The 18,066-nt window shown below is 66.3% G+C and carries 19 protein-coding genes; 12 read left to right on the forward strand and 7 right to left on the reverse strand.

Annotation, left to right across the window (positions count from 1 at the left end):
• The first annotated feature begins 112 nt into the window (after window positions 1–112).
• The 4 genes from sigE (at window position 113) to tatB (ending at window position 3,350) form a co-directional block, all read left to right on the forward strand.
• Window positions 113–889, forward strand: a complete 777-nt coding sequence (sigE, locus tag AWC06_RS01800) for an RNA polymerase sigma factor SigE (RefSeq protein WP_085193761.1) — start codon at window positions 113–115, stop codon at window positions 887–889.
• A gap of 106 nt (window positions 890–995) precedes the next feature.
• Window positions 996–1,391, forward strand: a complete 396-nt coding sequence (gene rseA, locus AWC06_RS01805; RefSeq protein ID WP_085193988.1) for an anti-sigma E factor RseA — start codon at window positions 996–998, stop codon at window positions 1,389–1,391.
• Window positions 1,392–1,475: 84 nt separating this feature from the next.
• A complete protein-coding gene (gene htrA / locus AWC06_RS01810; RefSeq protein WP_085193763.1) occupies window positions 1,476–2,978 on the forward strand; it encodes a serine protease HtrA in 1,503 nt (500 codons plus the stop codon).
• Window positions 2,979–3,350: a Sec-independent protein translocase protein TatB gene (tatB, locus tag AWC06_RS01815; RefSeq protein WP_085193764.1), complete on the forward strand. Its 372-nt coding sequence runs from the start codon at window positions 2,979–2,981 to the stop codon at window positions 3,348–3,350.
• A gap of 83 nt (window positions 3,351–3,433) precedes the next feature.
• Here the strand turns inward: tatB and AWC06_RS01820 are convergent, their stop codons facing one another.
• The 4 genes from AWC06_RS01820 to AWC06_RS01835 all read right to left on the reverse strand — a co-directional run bounded on the left by AWC06_RS01820 (window position 3,434) and on the right by AWC06_RS01835 (window position 8,206).
• Window positions 3,434–4,612 (reverse strand): Mrp/NBP35 family ATP-binding protein, encoded by a 1,179-nt coding sequence (locus AWC06_RS01820; RefSeq protein ID WP_139819853.1) that lies wholly within the window; start codon window positions 4,610–4,612, stop codon window positions 3,434–3,436.
• Between the two features lie 9 nt (window positions 4,613–4,621).
• Complete coding sequence (locus AWC06_RS01825) at window positions 4,622–6,016, reverse strand: lytic transglycosylase domain-containing protein (RefSeq protein ID WP_211281874.1); 1,395 nt, start codon at window positions 6,014–6,016, stop codon at window positions 4,622–4,624.
• A gap of 352 nt (window positions 6,017–6,368) precedes the next feature.
• A complete protein-coding gene (locus tag AWC06_RS01830) occupies window positions 6,369–6,914 on the reverse strand; it encodes a DUF1003 domain-containing protein (RefSeq protein WP_085193769.1) in 546 nt (181 codons plus the stop codon).
• Entirely contained in the window at window positions 6,911–8,206 is a 1,296-nt protein-coding gene (locus tag AWC06_RS01835) for a magnesium transporter MgtE N-terminal domain-containing protein (RefSeq protein WP_085193771.1), read from the reverse strand. Before AWC06_RS01835 ends, AWC06_RS01830 begins: the two co-directional genes overlap by 4 nt.
• 25 nt (window positions 8,207–8,231) lie before the next feature.
• Between AWC06_RS01835 and AWC06_RS01840 the strand changes: the two genes are divergently transcribed.
• Window positions 8,232–9,194: an HpcH/HpaI aldolase/citrate lyase family protein gene (locus tag AWC06_RS01840; protein WP_139819856.1), complete on the forward strand. Its 963-nt coding sequence runs from the start codon at window positions 8,232–8,234 to the stop codon at window positions 9,192–9,194.
• A 3-nt stretch (window positions 9,195–9,197) separates the two neighbouring features.
• Here AWC06_RS01840 and AWC06_RS01845 read toward each other — a convergent pair whose 3' ends face one another.
• Together AWC06_RS01845 and AWC06_RS01850 are read right to left on the reverse strand one after the other, a co-directional pair.
• The gene (locus AWC06_RS01845; protein ID WP_085193775.1) at window positions 9,198–9,656 is read right to left on the reverse strand and encodes a DUF4190 domain-containing protein; all 459 of its coding nucleotides are present in this window, start codon (window positions 9,654–9,656) and stop codon (window positions 9,198–9,200) included.
• A 2-nt stretch (window positions 9,657–9,658) separates the two neighbouring features.
• Window positions 9,659–10,093, reverse strand: a complete 435-nt coding sequence (locus AWC06_RS01850) for a DUF4190 domain-containing protein (protein WP_085193776.1) — start codon at window positions 10,091–10,093, stop codon at window positions 9,659–9,661.
• 90 nt (window positions 10,094–10,183) lie between these two features.
• On the opposite strand from AWC06_RS01850, the gene AWC06_RS01855 reads away from it, so the two are divergent.
• From AWC06_RS01855 to AWC06_RS01880, 6 genes are all read left to right on the forward strand, one after another.
• Entirely contained in the window at window positions 10,184–10,711 is a 528-nt protein-coding gene (locus AWC06_RS01855) for a YflT domain-containing protein (protein WP_085193778.1), read from the forward strand.
• 98 nt (window positions 10,712–10,809) lie between these two features.
• Window positions 10,810–12,222 (forward strand): ABC transporter substrate-binding protein, encoded by a 1,413-nt coding sequence (locus tag AWC06_RS01860; protein ID WP_085193780.1) that lies wholly within the window; start codon window positions 10,810–10,812, stop codon window positions 12,220–12,222.
• The gene (locus AWC06_RS01865) at window positions 12,219–13,130 is read left to right on the forward strand and encodes a carbohydrate ABC transporter permease (protein ID WP_085193782.1); all 912 of its coding nucleotides are present in this window, start codon (window positions 12,219–12,221) and stop codon (window positions 13,128–13,130) included. Before AWC06_RS01860 ends, AWC06_RS01865 begins: the two co-directional genes overlap by 4 nt.
• Before the next feature lie 4 nt (window positions 13,131–13,134).
• Window positions 13,135–13,959, forward strand: a complete 825-nt coding sequence (locus tag AWC06_RS01870; protein ID WP_139819868.1) for a carbohydrate ABC transporter permease — start codon at window positions 13,135–13,137, stop codon at window positions 13,957–13,959.
• A gap of 4 nt (window positions 13,960–13,963) precedes the next feature.
• Window positions 13,964–15,145, forward strand: a complete 1,182-nt coding sequence (locus AWC06_RS01875) for an ABC transporter ATP-binding protein (protein WP_085193786.1) — start codon at window positions 13,964–13,966, stop codon at window positions 15,143–15,145.
• Window positions 15,142–15,750, forward strand: a complete 609-nt coding sequence (locus AWC06_RS01880) for a suppressor of fused domain protein (RefSeq protein ID WP_085193788.1) — start codon at window positions 15,142–15,144, stop codon at window positions 15,748–15,750. Before AWC06_RS01875 ends, AWC06_RS01880 begins: the two co-directional genes overlap by 4 nt.
• 13 nt (window positions 15,751–15,763) lie before the next feature.
• Here AWC06_RS01880 and corA read toward each other — a convergent pair whose 3' ends face one another.
• Window positions 15,764–16,870, reverse strand: a complete 1,107-nt coding sequence (gene corA, locus AWC06_RS01885; RefSeq protein ID WP_085193790.1) for a magnesium/cobalt transporter CorA — start codon at window positions 16,868–16,870, stop codon at window positions 15,764–15,766.
• A gap of 187 nt (window positions 16,871–17,057) precedes the next feature.
• Between corA and AWC06_RS01890 the strand changes: the two genes are divergently transcribed.
• Window positions 17,058–18,050 carry a malate dehydrogenase gene (locus tag AWC06_RS01890; RefSeq protein WP_085193792.1) on the forward strand — a complete coding sequence of 331 codons (993 nt, stop codon included), beginning with the start codon at window positions 17,058–17,060 and terminating at the stop codon, window positions 18,048–18,050.
• Window positions 18,051–18,066: the final 16 nt, after the last annotated feature.

The raw sequence follows: 18,066 nt of genomic DNA on the forward strand, positions 1-18,066 counted from the left end.
AGCGCGGAATAGGCCCAGCGCAATCGGGCCGAGTACGATGAATACACGGTTTCTCAGTGAAAGCTCAGTCCGCTCACATATCGTCCACACGCCGATACGCGACGGTATCTGCATGGAACGTCCAGCGCGCTGGTCCGGGAATAGAGCTGGGCGGCTTCGTGTTGCTCGCGATGACGAATTGCCCGACGCGGACGGCAATCTCAACTCGGAGGATCTGAACATCACCACATTGATGAGCCCGGCGAGCATGTCGCATCCGGAGCAGTATCGGGATGCCGACTGGGTCGAACCGTCTCAAGAGCCCTACGGCACCGCCGTCTTCGACGCGACCGGGGACAAGGCGACTATGCCGTCATGGGATGAGCTGGTGCGCCAGCACGCCGACCGGGTATATCGGTTGGCCTATCGGCTCTCCGGTAATCAGCACGATGCCGAAGACCTCACCCAGGAGACCTTCATCCGGGTTTTCCGGTCGGTGCAGAACTACCAGCCTGGAACCTTCGAAGGCTGGTTGCACCGCATCACGACCAACCTGTTCCTCGATATGGTCCGCCGCCGCAGCCGGGTCCGGATGGAGGCGCTGCCCGACGATTACGACCGGGTGCCGGCTGACGAGCCCAACCCCGAGCAGATCTACCACGATGCCCGGCTGGGCGCCGACCTGCAGGCGGCGTTGGATTCGCTGCCGCCGGAATTCCGCGCTGCCGTCGTGCTGTGCGATATCGAAGGTCTGTCCTACGAGGAGATCGGCGCCACGCTCGGCGTCAAGCTAGGCACCGTGCGCAGCCGGATCCACCGTGGACGGCAGGCGCTGCGTGACTATCTGGCGGCGCATCCGCAAGATGCCAAGCCCGCCGAGGCACCCACCACGCCGGACTTCATCGGCTGACACAAACGGCTTGATCGGCTGTTCAGTGGTGTTGCGCGGGGTGCGGCGCGCTACATTCGAGGTAGTGCACACCCAAGCCGTACAAGCAACGCGAGAGGAGCTGGTGATGGTCGACCGGGGACATGTGTTCCGGCGCGCATTCTCCTGGCTTCCCTCGCAGTTTGCCTCGCAAAGCGACGCGCCCGTGGGCGCGCCGCGGCAATTCGGTTCCACCGAGCATCTATCGACCGAGGCCATCGCGGCATTCGTCGACGGTGAACTGCGGATGACGGCGCACCTGCGCGCCGCCCACCACATTTCGCTGTGCCCCGAATGCGCTGCCGAAGTCGATGGCCAGAGCCGGGCACGTGCCGCGCTGCGTGACTCGCGGCCGATCAGTATCCCCAGCGAACTGCTGGGACTGTTGTCGCAGATCCCGCACTCCCCGCCGGACGACGCAATCCCGGGGCTGTCCGATCAACTCACCGACGGCAGCCCGCGTGACCGGCGCGAGCCTCGGTAGGGTGAGTACCAAGTCGGCCAAGCCGGCGGACGACGCCGTGCCGGTGCCCATTGCGCGTTTCTTGAGCGCTCGGAAGAGGATGACGTGAGTTCCGACCAAGATAAAAATGGCGCCCACCGACTGGCGCCGCGACCCGTTTCACGGCCGCCAGTGGACCCGGCCTCGCGCCAGACCTTCAGTCGTCCCGACGGCGTGCAGGGCTCGTTCGTCGCCGAGCGCGTGCGTCCGCCGAAATATCGGGATGAGGGCGAATTCACCCCGCACGACAATCCGGACGACCCTGTTCTCCTGGAAGCCTTCGGTCGTCCGTTCGCCGAAGCCGAGTCGCTGCAGCGTCACCCGATCGATGCCGGCGCGCTGGACGGTGAGAAGGACAAGGACCAGCTAGAAGAAGCCGACGATCCGTGGCGCGATCCGGGTGCGGCCGCCGCTCTCGGCGGCCCGGCCCTGGCCCGGCCGGCGCTCGACGGCGCCGCGGCGGCGCGCGGTCGGCTCGGGGTCCGCGACGTGCTGTTCGGCGGCAAAGTGTCTTACCTTGCGCTGTCGGTGCTGGCCGTTATCGCGTTGTTGATCGGAATGATCGGCGGCGTGATCGGACGCAAGACGGCCGAGGTCGTCGAAGCGTTCACCACCTCCAAGGTGACGCTGTCCACCAACGGCAACGGAGAGTCACCGGCCGGCCGGTTCGCCAAGGTGGCCGCATCGGTGTCCGACTCCGTGGTCACCATCGAGTCGGTCAGCGATCAAGAGGGCATGCAGGGGTCCGGTGTCGTGATCGACGGCCGCGGCTACATCATCACCAACAACCACGTCATCTCCGAAGCGGCCAACAACCCAAGCCAGTTCAAGACGACCGTGGTGTTCAACGACGGCAAGGATGTGCCGGCCAACCTGGTGGGCCGCGACCCCAAAACCGACCTGGCCGTCCTCAAGGTGGACAACGTCAACAACCTGACGGTGGCCCGGCTCGGGGACTCCAGCAAGGTGCGCGTCGGTGATGAAGTCCTCGCCGCGGGTGCGCCGCTAGGGCTGCGCAGCACGGTGACGCACGGCATCATCAGCGCATTGCACCGGCCCATCCCGTTGTCGGGCGAGGGTTCGGACACCGATACCGTCATCGACGCCATCCAGACCGACGCCTCGATCAACCACGGGAACTCCGGTGGTCCGCTGATCAACATGGACTCGCAAGTGATCGGCATCAACACGGCCGGCAAGTCGCTGTCCGACAGCGCCAGCGGGCTCGGCTTCGCCATCCCGGTCAACGAGGCGAAATTGGTTGCGCAGACGCTGATCAAGGACGGCAAGATCCACCACCCGACGTTGGGTCTGAGCACCCGGTCGGTGAGCAACGCGATCGCGTCGGGCGCACAGGTGGCCAATGTGAAGGCCGGAAGCCCCGCGGAAAAGGGCGGCATCCTGGAAAACGATGTCGTCGTCAAGGTCGGCAATCGGTCGGTCGCCGACTCCGACGAGTTCGTGGTCGCCGTGCGGCAGTTGACCATCGGGCAGCCCGCCCCGATTGAGGTCGTCCGCGACGGCCGCCATGTCACGCTGACCGTGACACCCGGCCCGGACACCAGCTGAGTGTTCGCCAACGTCGGCTGGGGGGAGATGCTGGTGCTCGTGGTGGTCGGGCTGGTCGTTCTCGGCCCCGAGCGGCTCCCGGGCGCCATCCGGTGGACTTCCAACGCACTGCGCCAGGCACGCGATTACCTCAGCGGGATGACTGCCCAGCTGCGCGAGGACATCGGACCGGAATTCGACGACCTGCGCGAGCCGCTGAGCGAGCTGCAGAAGTTGCGCGGCATGACGCCGCGCGCGGCCCTGACCAAGCATCTCTTCGACGGCGACGACTCGCTGTTCACCGGCAAGTTCGAGCCGCCACCGACCGCCCCGCCGGCCGCCCCGCAGCGACCAGCCGTCGAGCCGGCACCGTTCGACACCGACGCGACCTAGGACACGGATCCGCGAAATCGCCGCTGTGGTCGTAATTTTGAAGGCATCACAGCCATGGCTGCAATCTCGGTGACGGATCGGGTTTAGCGCCGGGTCGGGTCCAGGCCCAGCGACATACCGGCCAGGCCGCGGCGGCGCGACGACAGAGCGTCGGCGATGCTGCTCAGTTCCTTGCCCACTGCGGAGTCGGGGGCACTGAGCACGATCGGGACCCCGGAGTCTCCGGCGGCGACCAGCTCAGGGTCCAACGGGATCTGACCCAGCAGCGGGACGTCGGCACCGACCGCGCGGGAGAGCCGCTCGGCGACCTGCTGTCCGCCGCCCTCGCCGAACACCGGAAGCTGTGATCCGTCGGGCAACGCCAGCCAGGACATGTTCTCGACCACCCCGACGATGCGTTGCCGGGTCTGCAGCGCAATGCTGCCGGCCCGCTCGGCCACCTCGGCGGCAGCCGACTGGGGAGTGGTCACCACCAGGATCTCCGCGTTGGGGATCAGCTGCGCGACCGAGATGGCGATATCGCCGGTGCCGGGCGGCAGGTCGAGCAGCAGCACATCGAGGTCACCCCAATAGACGTCGGCCAAAAACTGCTGCAATGCCCGGTGCAGCATCGGGCCGCGCCACACCACCGCCTCGTTGCCCTTTGTGAACATCGCGATCGAAATCACCCGCACCTCGTGGGCGATGGGAGGCAGGATCATCGACTCGACCTGGGTCGGACGGTCGGTGGTGCCCATCATCCGCGGGATGGAATGGCCGTGAATGTCGGCGTCGAGCACGCCGACCGACAACCCACGGGCGGCCATCGCCGCGGCCAGGTTGACCGTGACGGTCGACTTTCCCACGCCGCCCTTGCCGGAGGCGACCGCATACACCCGGGTCAAGGATCCGGGCTGGGCGAACGGGATGACGGGCTCGCGGGCGTCGCCGCGCAATTGCTTACGCAGCTCGGTGCGCTGCTCGTCATTCATCACGTCCAGGCTGACTTGCACCTGGCCGGTGCCTGGGACGTCGGCCACGGCGTGCGTCACCCGCTCGCTGATTTCGGTCTTCTTCGGGCACGCGGCGGTAGTGAGGTAGATCTCGACGTGCACCGAGCCGTCGGGACCCACTTCGATATCTTTGACCATCCCGAGTTCGGTGATGGGACGCCGCAATTCAGGGTCGATCACCTTGGCGAGCGCGGCGCGAACGCCGGCAGTCAGGTCGGCGGCGTCATCGTGGGTCGTGGACATCACCGCCGAGTGTAGGCGTCCCTGGATATCGGTCGGTCAGCTGGCTGGGCCGGTCACCGGTCCGGTTGCCGGCGCCGGATTCCCGGCCGGCCCGGGCGGCTGCGCACCTGCTGGCGGAGCCTGAGCGGGGCCTGGCGGTTGTCCGCTCGGCGGGCCGGCAGGCGGAGCTCCGGCTGGTGGAGCGGGTGGCGCGTTCGGCGGCATTCCGCTCGGCGGGGCGCCCACAACCGGGGCGGGCGGCAAGCCGGCGGAAGGCGGCGGCGCCGCCGGTGCGAGCGGGTTGGCCGGTGGCAGGTTGGGCCAGACCTGCTGTGGCTGCACGGATTCTTGGCCGATGCAGATCACCGTGCAAGACGGTGCTCGTGGAGTGGACTGCTGCCACGGCCACATCGGTTGCTGGGCGGCGACCCCGGGTTGACCGCTGAGGTCGATCAGAGGCATCCGCGCCAACGGATCGGTGGACGACAGGCCATGGATGTTGAGCGGCAGCCCTGGACCGATGCCCTCCGGGTTCTCCAGGTGCAGATCGCCGAGCGGCGGTGGAGCGCCGACGAGTGGCGGCAGGTCGACGGGGGCGACGCCGGTGGCGTAAGCCGCGGCCCATCCCAGCACGTTGCGGGCATAGGGCATCGAGTTGTTGTAGCGCAAGATCGCGGACATCACCTGGGCTGGATCCCGCATGTTCAGCCCGCCGGTGCACAGGTAGCGCGCGGCTGCCAGCGTCGAGTCGTAGAGGTTCTGGGGATCGGCCACGCCGTCGCCGTCGCCGTCGGAGGCGTAGCGCGCCCACGTTCCCGGCAGGAACTGCATCGGCCCCATCGCGCGGGCGTAGGTGACCCGGCCGCCGGTGCTGCCCTGGACGATGACCTCGTTGCCGGGCAGCGTGCCGTCCAAGGACGGGCCGTAGATCGGTCGGACGGCCGTGCCCCGGGCGTCCGTGGCGCCGCCGTTGGCATGCATCGACTCGATGCGGCCGATTCCGGCAAGCAGATTCCAGCTGATGCCGCACGCGGGATCGGAAGCGGCCATCTTGGATTCGGCGTTGCGGTAGGCCGCAAGCGCCATCGTCGGAATGCGTAGCACGCCAGGCGAGTTCACCACGAACGTCGGTGGGGGAGCCGACATGGTTGCCGCCGCGATGTGGAATGCGGTCGGCGGGTGCTGGACGGCGATCACCAGCGGGCCCGACGGGTCGGTGGAGGCAGGCGCGACGGCGGCCACGGTCGTGATCGCGGCGTCGTGCAATGTCGACTTCGGTCCGGGAAATGGGGGAGCCGCGGCGCCGACGACTCCCGCGAATACCACGCTGGCGATCACGGCAACACCGAAGGCCGGGGTTCGGGTCGCGCGACTGACGAACTGCCCCGCGAAGGCAACGGAGGTGGCCGCGCTGGTGACAAAGCGTCCCGTGGCGGCAAGGGACGCGGTCAGGGTGGCACCGATTTCCGGGGCGCGGGGGATGCTGATCTTCGGGATGCGGGGGATGCTGACCTTCGGGACGTGAGGGATGCTGACCTTCGGGACGTGAGGGATGCTGACCTTCGGGACGTGAAGGATGCTGATCTTCGGGACGCGGACGGCGCTGATCACCCGCTGTCGCATCTTTGCAAGGGCCGGGCGTGCACCCCAGCGTCCCCCAATGCGCACTCGACCGTCCTCAGTATTCGGGCGTTTCCACGCGGTCCCGACACAGGGTCGTGAACTAAGTCACCATACATAACACTTGTGACCCCAGTGGCCACAATGGCCCAGTCTCTATCGCGATGACGACAGGCAGATGTCGCTAGCGGGACTTCTTGGCGCGGTGCTCTGCGCCGTCGGCGCTGCTCGTCGACGACTTGGTAGTCGTTTCCTGCTGCCGGTCCGTTAGCAGCGAGCGCAGTTCTTCTAGTTCACGGCGCAGGTAGTCACGGGTTTTGGCCACCTCGCCGATAGCCAGCCGCAGCGCGGCCAGTTCGCGGGCCAGATACTCGGTGTCAGCTTTGGTCTGCTCGGCCCGGCGGCGATCCTCTTCCAGCGCGATCCGGTCGCGGTTTTCCTGACGATTCTGCGCCAACAGGATCAGCGGCGCCGCATACGCAGCCTGGGTGGAGAACGCCAGGTTGAGCAGGATGAACGGGTAAGGATCCCAGCGCAGGCCGACCGCGGTGACATTGAGCACGATCCACGCGATTACCACGAGCGTCTGCAGCAGCAGGTAGCGACCGGTGCCGAAGAAACGGGCGACCGATTCGGTGAGCTGACCCACGGCCTCGGGGTCCACGCGCGGCGCGACCATACGCGAGGTGCGCGGTGTGTAGAGCCGCTGGCGCGCAGACGGCTTGGTCACGACGGCCCTCCGACGGCATCCAGCGCGGGTTCGTCGCTACGTGCGCGCCAGTCGTGGGGTAGCAGGTGGTCGAGCACGTCATCCACGGTGACCGCACCCAACAGATGGTGCTGGTCGTCGACGACGGGCCCGCAGACCAGGTTGTATGCGGCGAAATAGCGGGTCAGCGTGGGCAATGAGGTTTCGGGCGCCAGGCAGGGCAGGTCGGCATCGACAATCCCGCCGACCAGGGTGGCCGGTGACTCGCGCAGCAGCCGCTGCAGATGCACACATCCCAGGTAATGACCCGTGGGGGTGGCGGTCGGCGGACGTGTGACCAGCACCAGCGACGACAACGCGGCGGTGAGGTCGGGATCGCGAACCCGGGCCAGCGCTTCGGCGACCGACGTGTCCGGCGTCAGCACCACCGGGTCGGAGGTCATCAAGCCCCCTGCGGTGTCGGGCGAGTGCTTGAGCAGCCGGCGCACCGGGTCGGACTCGCCGGGATCCATTCGGCGCAGCAGCACCTCGGCATCGGTCGGATTCATCACGCCGAGCAGGTCAGCGGCGTCGTCGGGGTCCATCTCCTCGAGGACCTCGGCCGAGCGTTCGGTGCCCAGCTGGGTCAACACCTCGGTCTGTTCCTCCTCCGCCAGCTCCTGCAAAATGTCGGCCAGCCGCTCGTTGTCGAGTGCCTTGACCACCTCACTGCGCCGTTTCGGCGGCAGCTCGCGCAGTGCGTCGGCCACCTCGATCGGGCGCCATCCCTCGAACTGATGCAGCAGCTGCGCCACCCCCTGCCCGGGCATCGCCAGCGCCGAGGGCGTCAGGCCAGCCACGTCGTGCCAGTCCACGATGTGCACCGGCGCGCGCCGGCCGAGCCGTCGGGGCACGCGTACCGCGATCCGGGTCACCATCCAGTCACGGGTTCGGGTCTGCTCCATTCCCAGGTCGGTGATCACCACGTCGGTGTCGGCAAGGTGTGGCAGTTCGGGATCGTTGACCCGCACCCTGGTGTCGAGAATCTGGCCCAGCGCCAGCACCTCGCCGGGCCGCTGCTCGAAGCGGTGCAGCGACACGCTGGTGGTGTTGAGCGTCACCGCGTTTGGCTCGATCGCCGCGACCCGGCCGATCGGTACGAAAATCCTTCGGCGGGAAGGCAATTCGACGACGAGTCCAAGAACCCGCGGCTGCTGACGAACAATGCTGATGCTGACTACGACGTCGCGCACCCGACCGACCGACTCGCCCATAGGGCCCAGCACCAGCATTCGCGCCAGCCGCGCCGCGTACACCCTGTCGATCGACGTCATGGTGCACAGGGTAGGAGTTGATCTTGTGAACGACGCTTATCGGCCCCGACGGACCTGCCTGTCGGTCCCCGGCAGCAGCCAGAAGATGATCGACAAGGCCAAAGCTCTGCCCGCCGACGAAGTGTTCCTCGATCTGGAGGACGCCGTCGCCCCGGACGCCAAAGCGTCGGCTCGCAGCCGGGTGGCCGCCGCGCTCGCCGATCCCGGCTGGGCGGGCCAGTTACGCGGGGTCCGGGTCAACGGCTGGACCACGCCGTGGACCCATGTCGACGTCATCGAGGTGGTCTCCGCGGCCGGCGCCCAGCTCGATGTCGTGGTGCTGCCGAAGGTCTCTGACGCCGGACACGTCACCGCACTCGATTTGCTGCTGACGCAGTTGGAGACCATCCACGGGCTTCCCGTGGGCGGTATCGGGATCGACGCTCAGATCGAAGACGCCAGGGGGCTGATGAACGTCGACGCGATAGCGGCCGTGCCCCGGGTGCAGGCGCTGGTGTTGGGCCCCGCGGATCTGATGGCAAGCCTCAACATGCGCACACTGGTCGTCGGCGAGCAGCCTGAGGGTTACGACGTCGGTGACGCCTACCACCACGCGCTGATGACGATCCTGGTTGCCGCGCGTGCGCACGGCATCGCCGCTGTCGACGGGCCGTACCTCAAAGTGCGTGATGTGGAGGCGTTCCGGCGGGTGGCGGGCCGGTCGGCCGCACTCGGCTACGACGGCAAATGGGTGTTGCATCCCGATCAGATCGCCGCCGGAAACGAGATCTTCAGTCCCCGTCAGGATGAGTATGACCACGCCGAGTTGATCCTGGAGGCCTACCAATGGCACACCTCGAGCGCAGGCGGTGCCCGCGGGGCGGTGATGCTGGGCGACGAGATGATCGACGAAGCCAGCCGCAAGATGGCACTGGTGATTGCCGCCAAGGGACGGGCAGCGGGCATGCAGCGCCAGTCCGGGAAGTTCGAGCCGCCTACTGATCGGTGACGGTCACTGGCTGGACAACGGACTGAGAGCCATGGCGATCACCACGATCATCAGCACCACCAGCAGCACCAACGTGACCCCGCCGACCGCGATGCCGCCGATGGCAAGTCCGCGGCCCGGCTGGTGGGTCCGATTGATCTGATTGAGAGCGACGGCCCCGAGCACAATGCCGACGATGGGAATCAGCAGCCCGACGTAGCAAAAGACGGTCAGCGGAACTCCCAGCACCACGCCGGCGATCGAGGTGACCAGCGATCCGATGGCCAGCCCGTTGGTGCCGGAGGCCGGGAGGCGATACGGGTCGTAGGGGTCGTAGGGCGTTGGGAAGTGCGGCGGACCGCCATAACCCGGCGGCGGACCGGCCTGGTACGGCGGCGGGTAGCCGTACGGTGGCGGCGAATACGGCGGCGGATGGTACTGCCCGGCATTGGGGTCGCCGAAAGGCTGATTCGGGTCGGTCATGGCTAGCGCGGGCGGTAGGTGAGGAAGAAAATCAGGGCGACCACCAGCGTCGCGGCGCCGACCACGATGCCGGCGACCGCCATGCCGTAGCCCTCCTGCTGGGTCCGCTTGATCTGATTGATCGCAATCCCGCCCAACACGATTCCCCCGATCGGGCCACCCAGCGGGAGCAATCCGACCAACGCGGCGATCAACGACGCAATCGCCAGCGTGTTCGTCCGGGTCTGGCCGCCCGGGTAATTGGATGCGGGATAGGGCTGCTGCCCGTATTCCGGCGGCATCGGTTGGAAGGGCGGAGCGCCATATCCATAGCCGGCCGGCGGCGGATAGCCGGGCTGGGGAGGCGGATAGGACGGTGGAGGGCTTGACGGCGCCGGTTCGGACTGGCTTGCTTCGTTGTGGGCTTTCTCGCCGGGCTCGCCGCCGGGACCTGTCATGCTGTTCAACCTAGCGTGGGGAGTGAGCCTCCGGCGGACCACCAAGAAGCTGACTGACCAGCCGGCACGTCGGCAGAGGAGAATGAGACGATGACCAGCCCCTTCCAGCCCGGACAGGTGCCGGGTGCCACTCCGGGCGCCCCGGCCGCGAGCCGACGCGCCGCCTCCGGATTGCCGACTCCGCCGAAGGGCTGGCCGGTGGGGTCCTATCCCACCTACGCCGAAGCCCAGCGCGCCGTCGATTACCTGTCTGAGCAACAGTTCCCGGTGCAGCAGGTGACCATCGTCGGCGTTGATCTGATGCAGGTCGAACGGGTCACCGGTCGACTGACTTGGCCAAAGGTGCTCGGCGGCGGCGTGATCAGCGGCGCCTGGCTGGGCCTCTTCATCGGCTTGGTGCTGGGGTTCTTCAGCCCGAACCCGTGGGGGGCGTTGGCCACCGGCTTGATTGCGGGCGTGTTCTTCGGCTTGATCACCTCGGCGGTCCCCTACGCGATGGCGCGTGGCACTAGAGATTTCAGCTCGACCCTGCAACTGGTCGCCGGCCGATACGACGTGCTGTGCGACCCGCAAAACGCGGAGAAGGCGCGGGATCTGCTCGCGCGACTGGCCATCTGAGGCGGCCTCACGCGCCTGCAGCACGTGTTGCATACCACGCCTACCTGGCTCTACCGTTCTGGCGCGGGACAATCCCCCACGGGTGAGAGGCGGGTGTAGTGGCGAGTCGTCGCGGGCGTGCACGCCGGCTGGGCGTGGTCGCGCTGGCGGTGTTGACGGCCGCGTCGGTGGCACCAGCCTGCGGGAGCGGCGGCGACGGGCGGGTGATCAGCTTCTACACCCCGGCCAGCGACGCCGGCACCTTCACGGCGGTAGCCAAGCGCTGCACCGACCAGTTCCGCGGGCGGTTCACCATCCAACACTTCAGCCTGCCCAAGGGCGCTGACGCCCAGCGGCTGCAACTGGCCCGCCGGCTGACCGGTAACGACCGCACCCTGGATGTGATGGCGGTCGACGTGATATGGACGGCCGAGTTCGCGGAAGCGGGGTGGGCGCTGCCGCTGTCCGACGATCCGGCCGGACGGGCCGAGCCCGATGCCACGAGCGACACCCTGCCCGGCCCGCTCGCCACGGCCACCTGGCAGCACAAGCTCTATGCCGCACCCGTCACCACCAACACCCAATTACTTTGGTACCGGCCGGATTTGATGGACAAGCCGCCGGCAACCTGGAACGCCATGGTGACCGAGGCAACCCGGTTGCACGCTGCAGGCAAGCCCAGCTGGATCGGTGTTCAGGCCAACCAGGGCGAGGGTGTGGTGGTGTGGTTCAACACGCTGCTGGCAAGCGCCGGCGGCCGGGTGCTCTCCGAAGACGGCCAGAAGGTCACGCTGACTGATACGCCGGCCCACCGGGCCGCGACCGTGGCCGCACTACAGATCCTCAAGTCGGTGGCGACCGCGCCGGGCGCCGACCCGTCGATCATCCGGACCGACGAGACCACTGCGCGGTTGGCATTCGAACAAGGCAAGGCGGCGCTGGAGGTCAACTGGCCTTACGCGCTGGCGTCGATGCTGGAGAACGCGGTCAAGGGCGGGGTGGCGTTCCTGCCGCTCAACCGGCGTCCGGACTTGGCCGGCAGCATCAGCGACGTCGGCACCTTCGATCCCACCGACCGGCAGTTCCGCGAAGCCTACGAGGCCGCCAAGAAAGTGTTCGGTTTCGCGCCCTATCCCGGGGTGCAGCCGGACCGGCCGGCCAAGGTGACCATCGGCGGGCTGAACCTGGCGGTGGCCAGGACCACCCGGCATAAAGCCGAGGCGTTCGAAGCCGTGAGGTGTCTGCGCAGCGTGGACAACCAGAAGTATGTCTCGGTCGAAGGAGGCCTGCCGGCGGTGCGGACCTCGCTGTATTCCGACCCGCAATTCCAGGCGAAATATCCGATGTACGACATCATCCGCCAACAGCTCACCAACGCCGCGGTACGCCCGGCGACGCCGGTGTATCAGGCGGTGTCCACCCGGATAGCGGCCGCATTGGATCCGATCAACGAGATCGATCCCGACAAGACCGCCGATCGACTCACTGTGCAGGTGCAGAAGGCCATCGACGGCAAAGGCCTGCTCCCGTGACCGCGCCGGCGATCGCGAGCCCCCGGCACACCGAGAACCTGAAGTCGGAACGACGGTTGGCGTTCTTCCTGGTCGCGCCGGCGGTGCTGGTGATGCTGGCGGTGACGGCCTATCCGATCGGATACGCGGTGTGGCTGAGCCTGCAACGCTACAACCTGGCCACCCCTGGCGACACCGCGCTCATCGGCTTGGGCAATTACCAGACGATCCTGACCGACCGCTATTGGTGGACGGCACTTTTGGTGACGCTGGCGATCACAGTGATTTCGGTGACGATCGAGTTCGTGCTGGGTCTCGCGCTGGCGCTGGTGATGCACCGCACGCTGATCGGCAAGGGGCTGGTGCGCACCGCGATCCTCATCCCGTACGGCATCGTCACCGTGGTGGCCTCCTACAGCTGGTATTACGCGTGGACGCCGGGGACCGGGTATCTGGCCAACCTGCTGCCGCAAGGCAGTGCGCCACTGACTCAGCAGATCCCGTCGTTGGGCATCGTGATCATCGCCGAGGTCTGGAAGACCACGCCGTTCATGGCGTTGCTGCTCCTCGCGGGTTTGGCGCTGGTGCCCGAGGATCTGCAAAAAGCAGCACAGGTCGACGGCGCCGGCGCTTGGCGACGGCTGATCAAGGTCACGTTGCCCCTGATCAAACCGGCGATCCTGGTCGCGCTGTTGTTCCGCACGCTGGACGCCTTCCGGATCTTTGACAACATCTACGTGATCACCGGTGGTTCCGGCAATACCGGCTCGGTGTCAATCCTGGGTTACGACAACCTGTTCAAAGGCTTCAACGTGGGCCTCGGCTCGGCGATTTCGGTGTTGATCTTCGTCTGCGTCGGCATCATCGCGTTCATCTTCATCAAGGGCTTCGGCGCTTCGGCCCCGGGCGGTGACAGCGATGGCAGATGAGCGATTGGGCGCCCGACGCGCCACGAGCTGGGCGATCATCGACACCCTGGTGGTGCTCTACGCGCTGCTGCCAGTGTTGTGGATCCTGTCCCTGTCGCTCAAGCCGACCTCAACGGTCATGGACGGCAAGCTGATTCCCACATCCATCACCTTTGACAACTACCGCGGAATCTTCCGAGGCAATGTCTTCAGCTCGGCACTGATCAACTCGGTTGGAATCGGGTTGATCACGACCGGGATCGCAGTTGTGATCGGTGCGATGGCCGCCTATGCGGTTGCCCGGCTGGTCTTCCCCGGCAAGCGGCTGTTAATCGGTGCAGCGCTTTTGATTTCGATGTTTCCGGCAATCTCGCTTGTCACGCCGCTGTTCAACATCGAACGGCGGATCGGGCTGTTCAACACCTGGCCGGGGCTGATCATCCCGTATATTGCGTTCGCGCTGCCGCTGGCCATCTACACGTTGTCGGCGTTTTTCCGGGAGATCCCGTGGGATCTGGAGAAGGCGGCAAAGATGGACGGTGCCACACCGGGCCAGGCCTTCCGCAAGGTCATCGCCCCGCTGGCGGCACCGGGAATCGTGACCGCGGCGATCTTGGTGTTCATCTTCGCGTGGAATGACCTGCTGCTCGCGCTGTCACTGACCGCCACCAAGGCGGCGATCACTGCTCCGGTGGCAATCGCCAATTTCAGCGGCAGTTCGCAATTCGAGGAGCCAACCGGATCGATTGCCGCCGGCGCGATGGTGATCACCGTCCCGATTATCGTTTTTGTTCTAATCTTCCAACGACGGATTATCGCCGGGTTGACCTCCGGAGCGGTGAAGGGATAGCTCGATGGCCGAGATTGTGTTGGACAGGGTGACCAAGAGTTACCCCGACGGCGCGACGGCCGTAAAGGAACTGAGCGTCACCATCGCCGACGGCGAGTTCATCATCCTGGTGGGGCCATCCGGCTGTGGAAAGTCCACGACGCTGAATATGATTGCCGGACTCGAAGATATCTCGTCGGGCGAACTGCGTATCGGCGGCGAACGGGTGAACGAGAAGGCGCCCAAAGACCGCGATATCGCAATGGTGTTCCAGTCGTATGCGCTCTATCCGCATATGACGGTCCGGCAGAATATCGCATTCCCGTTGACCCTGGCGAAAATGAAAAAGGCGCAGATTGCCGAGAAGGTCGAAGAGACCGCGAGAATCCTTGACCTGACTGACTTTCTCGACCGCAAGCCGTCGCAATTGTCTGGCGGGCAGCGGCAGCGGGTGGCGATGGGTCGGGCGATCGTGCGCCATCCCAAGGCATTCCTGATGGACGAGCCGCTGTCAAACCTCGACGCCAAGCTACGGGTGCAGATGCGCGGTGAGATTGCCCGGCTGCAGCGCCGGCTGGGCACCACCACCGTCTACGTGACCCACGACCAAACCGAGGCGATGACACTCGGTGATCGGGTGGTGGTGATGCGCGGCGGTGTGGCCCAGCAGATCGGTACGCCCGACGAGCTTTACGAGCGACCCGCCAACCTGTTCGTGGCAGGGTTCATCGGCTCGCCGGCGATGAACTTCTTCCCCGCCACGCTGACTCCGACCGGATTGAACTTGCCGTTCGGCGAGGTGACGCTGACGCAGCCGGTCCATGATGTGCTCGCGCAACACCCCGAGCCGAAGAACGTGATCGTCGGGATACGCCCGGAGCATCTGCAAGACGCCGCCCTGATCGACGCCTACCAACGCCTCAGCTCGCTGAAGTTCGAGGTGAAGGTCGATATGGTGGAATCGCTGGGTGCCGACAAATACCTGTATTTCACCACCGAAGGTTGCGTGGTCCACTCGGAGCAGTTGGCCGACCTCGACTCCGAGCCCAGCGGCGACGAACACGAATTCGTGGCCCGGGTTCCCGCCGCGTCGAAGGTGGCAAAAGGGCAGTCTATCGAATTAGCTTTCGACACATTGAAACTCGCCATCTTCGACGGCGACTCCGGGATCAATTTGACTATCCCGCCTCCACCCGAGGCCGAGTGACGCAAATCCTGGCCAAGGTGCGCGTACACTTATCCGCGCAATTCGCCGAGGCGGGTATAACCGCGGAACCCGATGTCGCGAGAGTGACGTTTGTGGGCGCCGAGCCCATCGAGGTGCTGCGTTTCCAGCCCGCCGCGGACGGAGTGGTGTGTTACGTGTCGCTGGGCTGTGCGCGGCATCCGATGGTCGATCCGGCAACCGTGCTCGCGGACCCCTTACGTGGCCCACGCGCCGAAGTGGTTCTGCGCCTGCGTGATCCGGGCCCGGTCACCGGCCTGGCCCGCAGCCTGGCGATCATCGCGGCGAGTCCGGCCGTCGAGGGTGTCGTGCTGGCGCCGGAAGCGCTGATCGACCTGGGGAAGCCGCTGTGGACGCGGTCATCGGGCCGGGTGCCGTTCACCGCGGTGCTGTTGGGCCGCAGCGGCATCGCCGATCTGCCGCTGGACCCGCCGCGCGACCCGGTGTGGTTTCTGTCCGCGACACCGATCACCGCGACCGAGGCGGCCTGGGTGCGGCTCAAAGGTGCCGATGCGATGCGAGAGGCATGGCGAAGCGACGGCGTCGACATCCTCGATCCGAATCGACCTGCCGCACAGCCAGATTGATGTGCGCGGGGCGTTAGAGCCAGTCTCTGCGTCGAAAGTTGCGGTATAGCAGCAGGCACACGGTCGCCATGAACAGAAGCACCACCGGGTAGCCCCATTTCCAACTCAACAGGGGCATGAAGTGGAAGTTCATCCCGTAGATCCCGGCGAACATCGTGGGCACCGCCAAAAGCCCTGCCCAGGCGGATATCTTGCGCATGTCGACGTTCTGCTGCATCTCGACGCGTGCCAACGCGGCCTGCACCAGCGAGCTGAGATTCTCGTCGTAGCTCGCGATCTGGTCGGCGACGTGCGTCTGGTGGTCGGCGACGTCACGCAGGTAGCGCCGCACTTCCTTCGAGATCAGGTCCTTGTGCTCGGACTGCATCCGCTGAAATGGCAGGGACAGCGGGTTGACACAGCGGCGCAGCTCGACGACCTCACGCTTGATGTGGTAGATGGGTTCGATGTCGGTGCGGTGGCCGGGCGCGAACGCCATTTCCTCGATCGCGTCGATATCGGTTGCCATCAGGTTGGTGACCTCGAGGTAGCGATCCACCACGTAGTCGGCGATTTCGTGCATCACCGCGTACGGACCCAACCGCATGTGATCGGGGTCGGCGTCCATCCGCTTGCGCACGTCGGCGAGGCCGCCGTGTTCACCGTGGCGGACCGTGATGACGAAACGGCTGCCGACGAAGATCATGACCTCGCCGGTCTCGACGACCTCGCGGGCCAGCACCACCGATTCGTGCGGAACGTAGTTGACGGTCTTGAGCACCAGGAACAAGGTTTCGTCGTAACGCTCCAGCTTGGGCCGTTGGTGGGCATGCACCGCGTCCTCGGCGGCCAGCGGGTGCAGGCCGAAAACCTCGGCCACGTCTTGCATCTGGCTCTCGTCGGGCTCGTGCAGGCCGATCCAGACGAACGCGTCCTGGCCGTTCTCCGCTAACTCCCGCACCTTGGCTTGCGCGTCGGCGGCGGTGTATACGCCTGGCAGGCGCACCCCGTCCACATAGACGCCGCAGTCGACCAGTGCGCGCGACAACGGTCGATGATCGGCCGGCGCTGGGGGCAGGTCGGCAACCCTGTTTCGTACCGCCGGTCGCAGTGATGGAGGCAAGCCGCGAAACGATGGCATCGAGTCAACCTCCCGTCGCAGCGTAGTTGGCCGAGCCTCGTCATGCTACGCCGCGTGGCCTGAAACCGGCTGTGGGTCGCCCGTTGACCTGGGGTGATCGGACCCGGGGTATCCGGCCTGCTCGGGTGCGCTAGTTTCGACCCGACGAAACTGAAGCACCCAGCTGTTCGCCAAAGGAGCAATTGACGTGAGCACGACTTCTCCCTTGACGGTTGCCGTCACCGGCGCCGCCGGCCAGATCGGCTACAGCCTGCTGTTCCGCCTGGCAAGCGGCTCGCTGCTGGGCCCCGACCGACCGATCGAGCTGCGTCTGCTCGAGATCGAGCCCGCGCTGAAAGCGCTCGAGGGTGTCGTGATGGAGCTCGACGACTGCGCGTTCCCATTGCTGGCCGGCGTCGAGATCGGCGCGGACCCGAACAAGATCTTCGATGGTGTGAACCTGGCGCTGCTGGTGGGGGCCAAGCCGCGCGGACCGGGCATGGAGCGCAGCGACTTGCTGGAGGCCAACGGCGCGATCTTCACTGCTCAGGGCAAGGCCCTCAACGAGGTTGCGGCGGAGGATGTCCGCGTCGGTGTGACGGGCAACCCGGCCAACACCAATGCGTTGATCGCGATGACCAACGCGCCCGACATCCCACATGAGCGGTTCTCCGCGCTGACTCGGCTCGACCACAACCGGGCAATCAGCCAGCTGGCCAAGAAGGCCGGGGCCGCGGTCACCGATGTCAAGAAGATGACGATCTGGGGCAACCACTCCGCGACGCAGTACCCCGATGTATTCCACGCCGAAATCAAAGGCAAGAACGCCGCCGAGGTCGTCAACGATCAGGGGTGGATCGAGAACGACTTCATCCCGACGGTCGCCAAGCGTGGCGCGGCGATCATCGACGCGCGTGGTGCCTCGTCGGCGGCGTCGGCCGCGTCGGCGACCATCGACGCCGCCCGGGACTGGCTGCTGGGCAGTCCGGCAGGCGACTGGGTGTCGATGGCGGTCGTCTCCGACGGCTCTTACGGTGTGCCGGAGGGCCTGATCTCGTCGTTTCCGGTGACCACCAAGGACGGCAACTGGAGCATCGTCGGCGGTCTGGAGATCGACGAGTTCTCGCGGGGCCGCATCGACAAGTCGACCGCTGAGCTCGCCGACGAGCGCTCCGCGGTCTCGGGGCTGGGCCTGATCTGAGCCGCAGTACGCTCGA

This window comes from Mycobacterium fragae (genome assembly GCF_002102185.1).
Lineage (GTDB): Bacteria > Actinomycetota > Actinomycetes > Mycobacteriales > Mycobacteriaceae > Mycobacterium > Mycobacterium fragae.